The organism is uncultured Granulicatella sp., from assembly GCF_963528315.1.
Classification (GTDB): Bacteria; Bacillota; Bacilli; order Lactobacillales; family Aerococcaceae; genus Granulicatella.
In genome coordinates, this window is the sequence record NZ_CAURVV010000047.1 from 1 (window position 1) to 12,234 (window position 12,234).

Here is a 12,234-nt window from a genome sequence, read left to right on the forward strand (position 1 = left end):
AGCTACTATGGGAAGTCTTTGGTTTGTATTATATTTTCTTGTACTTCGTGACAGATATTGGACTATCGTATATAATAGAGATACGTGTGAAAGAATTAGAACGAATAAAAAGACCAATAGAGATATTTAAGGAGGAACTTATGCGAGTAGGGATTTTTACAGACACCTATTTCCCTCAAGTAAGTGGTGTTGCTACGTCTGTGCGAGTATTGAAAGAAGAATTAGAACGTCTCGGACATACGGTTATTATTTTTACAACAACCGATCCAAATGCTACGATGCCTGAATGGAATATCGTTCGCTTAGGAAGTATTCCATTGTTTTCATTTAAAGAAAGAAGAATTGCCGTTCAAGGCTTTATTGAAGCTTATAAAGTTTCTCAAGAATACGAATTAGATATTATCCATACTCAAACAGAATTTAGTTTAGGATTACTTGGGAAAATTTTAGGAGCAAAGCTTGGGATTCCAACAATCCATACATACCATACAATGTATGAAAAATATTTACATTATATTGCAAATGGAAAGATTTTAAGACCAAGTCATGTGGCATATATTTCAAAAAACTTTTGTAATCAAACTCGTGGAGTGATTGCACCAAGTCAAATGACAAAAGATAAATTATTATCTTATGGAGTGAACCAAGAAGTTCGTGTCATTCCAACAGGTGTTGAAATTCCAGAAATGAATCCCCAAGTTGCAGAAGAATTACGTGAAAAGCTAGGCTATACAAAAGAAGATAAAGTACTATTATCCTTAAGTCGTTTATCGAAAGAAAAAAATATTGCGGCAATATTAGATGCAATGCCTACTATTTTAGAAAAAGATGCCTCAGTAAAATGTTGTATTGTTGGTGGAGGTCCAGAAAAAGAAGAACTGGAAAAACAAGTGGAAAGATTAGGAATTGCTCCATATGTACAATTTGCAGGTGAGGTAGAGCATCAACATGTATCTCAATATTATCAAATGGCTGATTTATACGTAAATGCTTCTGAGTCTGAAAGCCAAGGATTGACTTATTTAGAAGCTTTAGTCAATAAAATTCCAGTTATTGCAAAGAAAAATGATTATTTGCAACAATTTATTACAAAACCAGAATTAGGAATGCTATTTGAAAAAGATGAAGATATTGCTTCAAGTGTATTAGCTTATTTAGAATGTAGTAAACAATCTTCTAGTCAAGTTCAGGAATTACAAAATCAATTGTTAGAAGAAATTTCTTCTGTAACATTTGCTAAAAGAGTAGAAGCTTTTTATGAAGATGCAATTAGTCATTATCAACATGATAAAGAAAATACGAAAACTTGGTTAGAAAAGATGAATTTCTTCAAAATCTATGACGATGATAAGGAGAATGAAGAATGAAGAAAATAGGATTTATCGGAACAGGCGTAATGGGGTCTTCTATGGTGAAGCACTTATTAAATGCCGGTTATCCAGTTACAGTATATAATCGAACAAAAGAAAAAGCGCAAGCGGTAATCGATGCTGGAGCTAAATGGGCAGATACTCCAAAAGAAGTAGCAAATCAATCCGATGTTGTATTAACGATTGTAGGATATCCAACAGATGTAGAAGAAGTGTATTTTGGGGAACAAGGAATTTTTCAAGGTTTACAAAAATCTACAATACTGATTGATTTAACAACAAGTACTCCTTTTTTGGCGAAGAAAATTGCAGAAGAAGCTGAAAAATATTCTTGTGAGACATTAGATGCTCCAGTATCTGGAGGAGATTTAGGAGCTAAGAATGGTACATTATCCACAATGGTGGGCGGTAAGGAGTCTGTTTTAGAAGAAGTACGTCCTATTTTAGAGACTTTTTCAAAAACAATTACCTTACAAGGAACAAATGGAGCTGGTCAACATACTAAAATGGCGAATCAAATTATGATTGCTGGAACGATGACAGGCTTAGTTGAAATGTTAGTTTATGCAAAAGCTGCTGAATTAGATTTAGAAAAAGTACTTCAAACAGTTGGAGCAGGAAGCGCCGCTAACTGGTCATTGTCGAATTATGGACCAAGAATTTTGAAGAAAGATTATAGTCCAGGATTTTTTGCAAAACATTTCTTAAAAGATTTACGAATTGCAATTGACGAAGCTGAAAGAATGGGATTATTCTTGCCAGCAACCTTGCAAGCAAGAAAATTATACGAAACAGTTTGTGATGATGGTTTCGGAGATTTAGGAACACAAGCACTCATCCACTTATATTGGACACTTCCTGAATAAATTTATAAAAAAGTATGTTTTTTAAAGGGATTTTCATATAATCTAAAAAAGTTTTATGGTAGAATAGAAATTAAGAAAGCTGAAAGGGGTAAAGCAACATGAAACCTTCACAACTAGTTGCGATTGTGCAACGTCTACAAACAATGGCGGATCAAAGCACGGATATTGAAATTCGTCGTTTTGAAAAAGATGGTGTTGAAAAATGTGTTGTGACATTTAATCAAGAAGCGGATAGCTTTGAGTTAGAAGATTGTGAGACAAAACAAACATTCCAATTTGATGATATTGATTTAGTCGCAATTGAAATTTTTGAACTATTACAAGATTAATGACTTTGTGATAAACCACGGCGCCTATAAAATGTGTGCTGTGGTTTTTCAATATTTATACATAAGAAAAAGTGGGGATTACGATGAAAGTAGAAAAAATTGGTTTATTAGGATTTGGAACAGTTGGTAGTGGTGTTTATCATATTTTAACAAAAAATCAAGCATCGATTGAAAAGAAAACAGGAGTTTCTCTACAAATTGAAAAAGCTCTTGTAAAAGAACCAGAATTATTTGCCGATAAAATTCCAGGAATTACATTTACTTCGGATGTAGACTACATTTTAAATGATGAAGAAATTTCTATTATCGTAGAAGTTTTAGGTGGAGTAGATTTTGCGTTTAATTGTGTAAAAAAAGCTTTAGAATCTGGAAAACATGTGGTAACAGCGAATAAAGATTTACTAGCAAAACATGGGGTTGAATTATCTCAAATCGCAAGAGAAAATAATGTATATTTATATTATGAAGCAAGTGTTGGGGGCGGAATTCCTGTATTACGTCCATTAGTAGAACATGTTGCAAGTAATGAAGTAGAATCGATTTACGGAATTGTAAATGGAACAACGAACTTCATTTTGACTTCTATGAGTCAACAAGGATTATCTTATGAAGAAGTGTTGAAAACAGCTCAAGAAAAAGGTTTTGCCGAAGCAGATCCAACAAGTGATGTGGAAGGTTATGATGCTACTTATAAATTAATTATTTTAACAAGATTAGCATTTGGAACAAATGTTTCATTCGATGCGATTCCTAAAAAAGGAATTACACAAGTCACTAAAACAGATTTACAATTAGCTAAACTTGCAGGTTACACAATCAAATTATTAGCAAGTGTTGTTGCAAATGGTGAGGAAGTTTACTTAGAAGTTCGTCCTTATTTTGTAAGTTTAAACCACTTATTAGCTCAAGTTGCTTATGAAAATAATGCCATTTCAGTAACAGGAGATGCTTTAGGAGAAATTTTATTATACGGAAAAGGAGCAGGTTCACACCCAACTGCAACAAGTGTAGTAGCTGATGTCATGATGATTGCAACACAACAAAATCGTAATGCAAAAGTAGTGCCATTTGAACCATTAACGAAAGCAACGAAAGTTCATACAACGACAGCTCCATTAAAAGACTATGCTGTTGTTATTGAAACAAGTAACCCAGAAGAATTTGACGGTGTTGCGTTACCAAATCAAGCAGTATTAACACGATTCACTCAAATTTCAGAAGCTGAGTTAGAAGAAAAAGTTTCCGCATATCAACAAGTGGATGGTGTAAAAGCTGTTAGAATCTATCCAGTATTGGAGGCATAAAAATGAAAATTATTGTACCCGCAACAACTGCCAATATTGGTCTAGGGTTTGATTCCATTGGGATTGCAGTTGATTTATATTTAACATTAACAGTTGTAGAACCAAGTATTGAATGGAAAATTGAACATCCATTTGGAGAAGCTGTACCAACAAATGAAGAGAATTTAATTATCGAGACAGCTCTAGCAGTTTGCCCAACATTACAACCTCAACATTTAGTGTGTGAAAGTGATATTCCAATGACAAGAGGATTAGGAAGTAGTTCTAGTGCGATTGTTGCAGGAATCGAATTAGCCAATCAATTAGGGAAATTAAACTTAACTCCACAACAAAAAGTTGAGTGGGCAACAAAATTAGAAGGACATCCAGATAATGTAGCTCCAGCTATTTTAGGTGGATTAGTTGTTGCAACTTATGATGAAGAAAGTCAAGAAGTAGATTATTTACAAAAGGAAATCCACTCGGATATTCAAGGAATTGCGTTAATTCCAGATTTTGAATTATCAACAAAAGCAAGTCGACAAGTTCTTCCTAGTGAATTTGTTTATTCTCAGGCAGTACAAGCGAGCAGCCGTTCGAATGTATTAGTTGCAGCACTATGGCAAGAAGATTGGAAAAATGTTTCTAGAATCGTAGAAAAAGATTTATTCCATGAACCATATCGTGAAACATTAATTCCATTTTTAACACCGGTACGTAAACTTGCCAAAGAAAAAGAAGCAATTGGTACGTACTTGAGTGGAGCGGGCCCAACTGTAATGGTGTTATCTTCAAAAGAAAATGCACCAAGTATTGCCCAACATTTACAAGAACAATTACCAAGTGAATTAGGAAAATATAACATTCGAGTATTAACCGTCGATCAATTAGGCGTTCGAGTTGAAAAAAGATAATAGATAGAGGAGAAATATGTCCATTAAACTAACACCAACGTGGTTTATTAAAGATTATTTATCCATTTCCATTGAGTTTTTAAAAAAGCAATCGATAAAAACTATATTTGCAGATATTGATAATACATTAGTGGAGTGGGATGAATTAGATACAAATGATACATTACAAGCATGGGTTCAAGAGTTAAAAGCAAACCAAATTGAAATCATTTTAGTGTCCAATAATCGAAAGCATCGTATTGAGAGAGTAGCAGAACAATTAGGAGTTCCGTATGTCTTTCCAGGATTAAAACCACTGCATAAAGGATTCAAAGAAGCATTGAAGCAAACGACTGCAACAAAAGACGAAATTGTGATGATTGGAGATCAATTATTGACAGATATTTTAGGTGCAGGAACGTTTGGTATTCAAACAATACTTGTAAAACCTTTAAAGTTATCAGATGCTAAGAAAACAAGAATCAATCGATTTTTTGAAAATTCAATCTTAACGATATTATATGGAAAAAATTACTCAGAGAAATGGGAGGAGAAAATTCATGACTGAAAACCACTATTTTTGTATGGGATGTGGTGCGACGATTCAAACAGAAAATCATGAAGAAATCGGCTATACTCCAACAAGTGTGTTGACAAAAATGTTAGAAAAAGAAGAACCCGTTTATTGTCAACGTTGTTTTAGACTTAGAAATTATAATGAATTACAACCTGCTTCTTTAAGTGATGATGATTTCTTAAAAATGTTATCTTCAATTGCAGAAGAAGATGCACTAGTTGTTTATGTGGTCGATTTATTTGACTTATATGGCAGTATGATTTCGGGCTTGAAACGTTTTATTGGAGATAATCCAGTATTATTCGTTGCTAATAAAGTGGATTTATATCCAAAATCAGTGAATCGTAATCGTTTGAAAAACTGGATTGAACGTTTTGCAAAAGAATATGGTATTCGTCCGGTAGATACGATTTTAGTAAGTGCAAATAAACGAATTCAAATTGATGAATTATTAGATAAAATAAATGAATATCGCCAAGGAAAAGATGCCTATGTAGTAGGGGTAACAAATGTCGGGAAATCTACTTTGATTAATAAATTAATTCAAAGTATTGGTGGAACAAAAGATGTGATTACAACTTCTCAATTCCCAGGAACTACATTAGGACAAATTGATATTCCGTTTGATGAAAAATCAAGTTTAATCGATACTCCGGGGATTATTCACCGTCATCAAATCGCTCACTATTTAGCAGAAAAAGAAGTGAAAAAGGTATTACCTCAAAAGGAATTACAACCAAAAACTTTCCAATTAAATGCAGAACAAACGATTTTTATTGGTGGACTTGTACGAGTGGATTATACAAAAGGAGAAAGAAACTCTTTAACATTCTACACTCCACAAACGATTGAATTACATCGTACAAAATTAGAAAAAGCAGATGATTTTTATGCAAGACATAATGGGACGATTTTAACACCTCCTACAGGAGATAATGTGAAACAATATCCAGCTTTACAGAAGACAGTCTTTTCAGTAAAAGAAAAATCAGATATTGTAATCGCTGGTTTAGGATGGGTAACCATTCAAAAACCAGGAACCATTGAAGTATGGAGTCCGAAAGAAGTAGACGTCATTAAACGACCATCGATTATATAAGAAGGAGGGATTGGATTGGAATTAAAAGGAAAAGAAAGACAATTTTTCAAAAAAGAAGCACATAGTATTAAACCGATTTTTCAAATTGGAAAAGGCGGTTTAAGTGAAGAAATGATTCAACAAATCCAATTTGCGATTGAAAAACGTGAATTAATTAAAGTAAGTTTATTACAAAATACAATGGAAGAACCTCAGGAAGCTGCTGAAGTATTAGCAGAACAAACAGGCAGCACGATTATTCAAGTGATTGGTCATACAATTGTATTATATAAACAAGCTAGAAATCCAAAAAATCGTGATATTTCGATTCGATTTGCAGAATTTGTAAAAAGAGGGCGATAATATGATGCAATCCATCAAGCTTTGTCCAAAAGTAAAACAAAATGATTTTAGTGGAAAACAAAAGCGTGTTGGAATTTTAGGAGGAAGTTTTAATCCTCCTCATGTAGCACATTTAATTATGGCAGAGCAAGCTAGAGTTCAATTGAATTTAGATAAAATCTATTTTATGCCGAGCCATATTCCACCTCATGTAGATGAAAAGAAGACGATAGATGCCAATTATCGAGTAGAAATGACACAATTAGCCATTCGAGATAATTATCATTTTGAACTTGAAACGATTGAATTAGAACGCCCAGAAAAAAGTTATAGCTTTGATACGATTCAACTCTTAAAAGAAAAAAATCCGGATGTGGACTATTACTTTATTATTGGTGGCGATATGGTAGATTATTTACCAACTTGGCATCGTATTGATGAGTTAGTTCATGAAGTTCAATTTGTAGGAGTTTGTCGTCCAGGTTATCCAAAAGAAACTCCATATCCAGTATTATGGATTGAAGCGCCTCAAATGGAAATTAGTTCAACACAAATTCGTAAAAATGTGTTATGGGGACAAAGTATTCGTTACCTTGTTCCAGAAAGTGTAGAAGAATATATTTTTGAGAAAGGACTGTATCAAGAATGACAGGTTTAGAATTTTCTCCTTATTCTTCTTTGAGTCGTGAAAAAATTTTAAATCAAGTTCGCTCTCAAATGAGTCAAAGAAGATTTGAACATTGTTTAAGAGTGGAAAAGAAAATCATTGAATTAGCGACATTATATGGAGCAGATGTTACAAAAGCTTCTTTAGCAGCGTTAATTCATGATTATGCAAAGGAAAGACCCTTAGAAGAATTACAAGAATTAGTGGTCAAAAAACAGTTGTCAGAACAACTTAAAAATCAATCTTCTGAAATTTTACATGGACCAGTAGGTGCAGAAATTTTAAAAGATGAATTAGAAATTCAAGATGAAGAAATTTTAGACGCTATTCGTGAACATACGATTGGCGGCACTTCAATGACTCTGTTATCCAAATGTTTATTTGTAGCAGATGCGATTGAAGATGGAAGAAATTATCCAGGAGTAGAGGAAGCAAGAGTCATTGCTCATCATAATATTGATGAAGCAGTTCGATATTTAGTCAGACATACTTTACAATATTTAATTGAAAAAGAAGTGTATATATATCCTGGAACATTAGAAGTGTATAATTATTTAGTAATAGAAAGAGGAAACGTATGACAGAAAATCGTAGTAAACAATTATTAGATGTAGTATTAAGAGCAGCAGATGATAAATTAGCTCAAGAAATCGTTGCATTAGAAGTGGGACACTTAACACCTTTGGCAGATTACTTTGTCATCACTCATGGGAAAAATGAAAAACAAGTACAAGCAATTGTAGATGCGATTGAAGAAGAAGTACATAAAGAAGGCTTTGAAGTAAAAAGCATCGAAGGAAAAGACAATGCACGTTGGATTTTAATGGACTTAAACGATGTCATTGTACATGTATTCTACTATGAAGACCGTGAATATTATAATTTAGAAAAATTATGGAATGATGCACCAATCGTGAATATTGCGAGTGAAAAAGAATGACCTATCAAACCTTTGCACATGTATATGATGAAGTAATGGATCATGAACAATACCAATTGTGGGTGAAGTTTACAAAAAAATCTTTTAACACGTATACGAAGCGAAATATTCAAAAAGTTATGGAATTAGCTTGTGGAACGGGTGAAGTATCTACGCTTCTAACAGATGCAGGTTACCAAGTAACCGGAGTTGATTTATCTAGCGAAATGTTAGATATTGCAAAAGAAAAGTATCAACAAATTTACCCAACCGTTGAGTGGGTTCAAAAAGATATGCGTGATTTAGACGGATTAGAGACATATGATGCCATTACATTATATTCTGATTCACTTTGTTATTTAACGGAGTTTGAAGATACTATTAAAGTCTTTAAAACTGTTTACGAGCATTTAGAAGAGGATGGTTTGTTTTTATTTGATGTGCATTCTCTGTATCAAATGCAAGAAGTATTTCCAGGATACCAATATCATTATACAAGTGAAAATTTAGCATTTTTATGGCAAAGTTATGAATTAGAGGAACCTGGAAGTGTAGAACATGTCATTGATATGTTTGTCCGTGATGAATCTCAAACGAGTAAGGAATTGTTTGAGCATTTTCAAGAAGTACATGTGGAACAAACTTTCCCTATGGAATGGTATCAAGAAGCTCTTGAAATGGTAGGGTTTAAAAAAGTATGGGTAAAAGCTGAGTTTGGTGAGTCAGAAGTTGAAGAGACTTCTCCACGTTGGTTTTTTATTGCATTGAAATGAGGAATTAAATGAAAGTTTGTGGAATTATTGCAGAATATAATCCATTTCATAAAGGTCACCATTATCAAATCGAACAAATTAGAAAGCAAACAGATGCAGATGTCATTGTTGTTGCGATGAGCGGGAATTTCGTTCAAAGAGGCGAGCCAGCTATTGAAAATAAATGGCATCGTGCAAAAATGGCTCTAGAAAATGGAGCAGATCTGATATTAGAATTACCAACACTTTCAAGTACACAAGCCACAGATTGGTTTGCGGCTGGAGGCGTTGGTATTTTGCATGCTGCTAAATGCCAGGAAATTGCTTTTGGGGTTGAAGATACATCCATTGATTATCAAGTAGCGTTTGAAGAATGGAATACCTTACAAACACGAATCAAAGAACATGTGACAGATGATGAAATGAAATCACTCACTTATGCGAATCGACTTTCTCTTGTTGCAAAAGAAAATTTTGGAGAAAATAGTCCACTCTATCGATTGATGCAACAACCGAATCAACAATTAGGTTTTGCTTATGTAAAAGAAATTTTATCGCACAATCTATCGATGGAATTTATAACGATTGAACGAATGGGAAATGGACATTTAGATGAAAAAATCCAAGATGAACAGTTTGCTAGTGGTACTGCATTGCGGAAACAATTGTTAAAAGTGGATAGAAATCATCAATTGCTTTCTCAATTACCTTATTTAAACGAAGTTTCTTCAAATGAATATCGAAATAACTGGGAACAGTATTGGACATTGTTAAAGTATCAACTAGAAAGAAGTAGTGTGGAAGAATTAAGAACGATTTATCAAATGGATGAAGGGATTGAATATCGGTTCAAAAAATTCTTACCTCAAGCAAATTCGTTTTATGAATTCATTCAATTATTGAAAAATAAACGATGGACTTGGGCAAGACTACAACGTTTATGTATCTATGTGTTATTAGGAATTACAAAAGAACAAGTAAAACAACATTTTGAAAGTATTCGTGAACCAAAAGAAGTGACCGTTTTAGGATTTAATGAAAAAGGAAGATTATATTTAAAAACTTTAAGGGAAGAAGAAACAGAATTTATTACAAATTATGCAGATTCATCTTTAGAAACACAAAAGAAATTTGATAACATCTATGATATAATGAACCCGTCTTGTTATAAATCTGCTAAGCAGTTTAAGCCGGAGATGAAAGGTTTGCTTGAATAAAAAATGATTGCAATCTTTGTCAGAAATCTGTAGAATCAGTTTATAAAATAAAATGATGGAGAAATATACAATTGTCAAGTAGAAAACATTGACAAACAAGAGATTCCTTAGTATAATTCTCTATGTTGCTTTAGGGGTGAAAAATGTGAAAATATCATTAAAACAACTTGAAAATTCTCAAGGAATGCCTGTTTATTTTGAAGAGGAAATGCAAGTAGAAGACAACTTAAAGAGTCGTGACGATACGATTTTGGCGGTTTCTCCTGCAGTAGCGAAAGGTTTTCTTGTGTATCAAAATGAAACAGTCATTGCGCAATTTACTTGTGCTGTCGATATCACACTTCCTTCATCCAGGTCTCTAGAGCCAGTGGTTGTGCCATTGTCAATAGAAATTGTTGAACGATATATTCCAAAAGGAACTTCATTTGAAGAACAGGAATTAACAGAAATTGTTATTCCGTTAGAAACTGATTGGATAGATTTACAACCTGCTGTGGAAGATCATATTTTACTTTCAATTCCTTTACAAGTCTTATCGCCAGAGGAATTGAGTGAAGACCGAATGCCAAGTGGTCAAGATTGGGAAGTGATTTCTCAAGATGAGTTGTCTTTAAGACGTACAGTTGCAAAAGAACAACAAATTGATCCAAGGTTAGCGGCTCTACAGTCTTTCTTCGATTCCGATGAGACTGAAAAGTAAAAAGCATTTTATGTAAAGAAGATTGATTAGGAGGTGTACAAAATGGCAGTACCAAAACGTAAAACATCAAAAGCTAGAAAAGCTAAACGTCGTACTCACTTCAAATTAGAAGTACCAGGGTTAAACGCATGCCCTAACTGTGGTTCATTAAGAAAAAGCCACCATGTTTGCCCATCATGTGGACAATACGATGGAAAAGAAGTTGTTTCTCAAGAAGCATAATTTTGACATTAAAGCCTACACATTATGTGTAGGTTTATTTTTTTACAAAAATTGAGTCGTTTATGGAGGAAGCTATTCTTCGTAAGCGACCTTTTTATATTACATAAAAAATTCATTAATAGGGTGGAAAAAATAATCATTTTGCAATATTAAATATGATATTTTAATGAAAATGTCATATTTATAAAATTGTGAAAAATGTATTATGAAATATTGATTTATAGATAATCTTTTTGTGAAAATCATATACATACAATTTGTTGTAATTAATAAAATATGCTATTATATATGTGAATATCTAGATTAAGAAGGAGCCAATATGTATAAGAGAAATTTAAAAAATAATTATAATAAAATTCAAAAATTTTCTATAAGAAAGTATAGTTTTGGTGCTGCGTCTGTAGCAATTGCCAGCTATTTATTATTTATGGGAAATGGTGCTGTTGCAGCAAATGAAGTAGTTGTTCAAGAAAATTCAACTCAAGTAGCCAACACAAAGGTTGATGAGATAACTAAAAAAGAAGAAAAAGAATTGATAGAGAAAAAAGAATCAGAAAATGAAAATAAACAATTAACAGGTGTAAAAGAAAAATTACAAAATTATATTCAAGAAATTGAATCTAAATTAGCGCAAGGGGCATATTCGAATAAGACTGAAGAGAGTATTCAATTAGTACGAGAATCACTAGCTTTAGCAAATATTGCGAAATCTTCAAACACTATTTCTGAAGTAGAGAGTGCTTATGCCCAGTTAATTACAACAGTCAATACAAAATTACGTAATAAACCTTTAGAGAAAAAAGAAACTCCTGCTAAAGATACAACTGAAGGTAAAGAAACAGTTGGAATCAAAGCGGAAAACACTGAGAAAAAATCAGAATCTAATGCAATTGAAAATACTGGTGCTAATGATTCACGTAATGGAAGCAAAATTGAAAGTGATACTACATTTCGTGCAGCTGTGAATCAAGATCCAAAGGTAGATTTCACATTCTCGATTCCAGATGAGAAGAAAATCT

At 33.0% G+C, this 12,234-nt stretch carries 16 protein-coding genes; all 16 read left to right on the top strand.

All coding sequences use genetic code 11. The features are described 5' to 3' along the window. The first annotated feature begins 140 nt into the window (after positions 1 to 140). Complete coding sequence (locus RYK07_RS07815) at positions 141 to 1,367, top strand: glycosyltransferase family 4 protein (protein WP_314853289.1); 1,227 nt, start codon at positions 141 to 143, stop codon at positions 1,365 to 1,367. After that, positions 1,364 to 2,236 carry an NAD(P)-dependent oxidoreductase gene (locus RYK07_RS07820; protein WP_314853290.1) on the top strand — a complete coding sequence of 291 codons (873 nt, stop codon included), beginning with the start codon at positions 1,364 to 1,366 and terminating at the stop codon, positions 2,234 to 2,236. Before RYK07_RS07815 ends, RYK07_RS07820 begins: the two co-directional genes overlap by 4 nt. A 98-nt stretch (positions 2,237 to 2,334) precedes the next feature. Next, positions 2,335 to 2,565 carry a YkuJ family protein gene (locus tag RYK07_RS07825; RefSeq protein ID WP_006703055.1) on the top strand — a complete coding sequence of 77 codons (231 nt, stop codon included), beginning with the start codon at positions 2,335 to 2,337 and terminating at the stop codon, positions 2,563 to 2,565. An 83-nt stretch (positions 2,566 to 2,648) separates the two neighbouring features. Continuing rightward, positions 2,649 to 3,869 carry a homoserine dehydrogenase gene (locus tag RYK07_RS07830; RefSeq protein WP_314853291.1) on the top strand — a complete coding sequence of 407 codons (1,221 nt, stop codon included), beginning with the start codon at positions 2,649 to 2,651 and terminating at the stop codon, positions 3,867 to 3,869. A gap of 2 nt (positions 3,870 to 3,871) precedes the next feature. Next, entirely contained in the window at positions 3,872 to 4,762 is an 891-nt protein-coding gene (thrB, locus tag RYK07_RS07835; RefSeq protein ID WP_314853292.1) for a homoserine kinase, read from the top strand. A gap of 16 nt (positions 4,763 to 4,778) precedes the next feature. Continuing rightward, complete coding sequence (locus tag RYK07_RS07840) at positions 4,779 to 5,309, top strand: YqeG family HAD IIIA-type phosphatase (RefSeq protein ID WP_314853294.1); 531 nt, start codon at positions 4,779 to 4,781, stop codon at positions 5,307 to 5,309. Continuing rightward, positions 5,302 to 6,417, top strand: a complete 1,116-nt coding sequence (gene yqeH / locus RYK07_RS07845; protein ID WP_314853295.1) for a ribosome biogenesis GTPase YqeH — start codon at positions 5,302 to 5,304, stop codon at positions 6,415 to 6,417. The genes RYK07_RS07840 and yqeH overlap by 8 nt, the downstream gene beginning before the upstream one ends. A 15-nt stretch (positions 6,418 to 6,432) precedes the next feature. Further along, positions 6,433 to 6,759 carry a ribosome assembly RNA-binding protein YhbY gene (yhbY, locus tag RYK07_RS07850; RefSeq protein ID WP_006703050.1) on the top strand — a complete coding sequence of 109 codons (327 nt, stop codon included), beginning with the start codon at positions 6,433 to 6,435 and terminating at the stop codon, positions 6,757 to 6,759. Between the two features lies 1 nt (position 6,760). Continuing rightward, positions 6,761 to 7,387: a nicotinate-nucleotide adenylyltransferase gene (locus RYK07_RS07855; protein ID WP_314680600.1), complete on the top strand. Its 627-nt coding sequence runs from the start codon at positions 6,761 to 6,763 to the stop codon at positions 7,385 to 7,387. Beyond that, positions 7,384 to 7,986 carry a bis(5'-nucleosyl)-tetraphosphatase (symmetrical) YqeK gene (gene yqeK, locus RYK07_RS07860; RefSeq protein WP_314853297.1) on the top strand — a complete coding sequence of 201 codons (603 nt, stop codon included), beginning with the start codon at positions 7,384 to 7,386 and terminating at the stop codon, positions 7,984 to 7,986. The genes RYK07_RS07855 and yqeK overlap by 4 nt, the downstream gene beginning before the upstream one ends. Then, positions 7,983 to 8,345 (top strand): ribosome silencing factor, encoded by a 363-nt coding sequence (rsfS, locus tag RYK07_RS07865; RefSeq protein ID WP_314853299.1) that lies wholly within the window; start codon positions 7,983 to 7,985, stop codon positions 8,343 to 8,345. Before yqeK ends, rsfS begins: the two co-directional genes overlap by 4 nt. Further along, positions 8,342 to 9,097, top strand: coding sequence for a class I SAM-dependent methyltransferase (locus tag RYK07_RS07870; protein ID WP_314853300.1), 756 nt, complete (start codon positions 8,342 to 8,344; stop codon positions 9,095 to 9,097). Before rsfS ends, RYK07_RS07870 begins: the two co-directional genes overlap by 4 nt. A gap of 8 nt (positions 9,098 to 9,105) precedes the next feature. Then, positions 9,106 to 10,293, top strand: coding sequence for a nucleotidyltransferase (locus RYK07_RS07875; protein WP_314853302.1), 1,188 nt, complete (start codon positions 9,106 to 9,108; stop codon positions 10,291 to 10,293). Positions 10,294 to 10,438: 145 nt separating this feature from the next. Then, on the top strand, positions 10,439 to 10,993 hold the full coding sequence (locus RYK07_RS07880) for a YceD family protein (protein ID WP_314853304.1): 555 nt from the start codon (positions 10,439 to 10,441) through the stop codon (positions 10,991 to 10,993). Between the two features lie 42 nt (positions 10,994 to 11,035). Then, positions 11,036 to 11,215: a 50S ribosomal protein L32 gene (rpmF, locus tag RYK07_RS07885; RefSeq protein ID WP_006703042.1), complete on the top strand. Its 180-nt coding sequence runs from the start codon at positions 11,036 to 11,038 to the stop codon at positions 11,213 to 11,215. Positions 11,216 to 11,534: 319 nt separating this feature from the next. Further along, positions 11,535 to 12,234, top strand: a 700-nt coding sequence (locus tag RYK07_RS07890; protein ID WP_314853305.1) for a YSIRK-type signal peptide-containing protein, incomplete at its 3' end; no start/stop codon positions are given.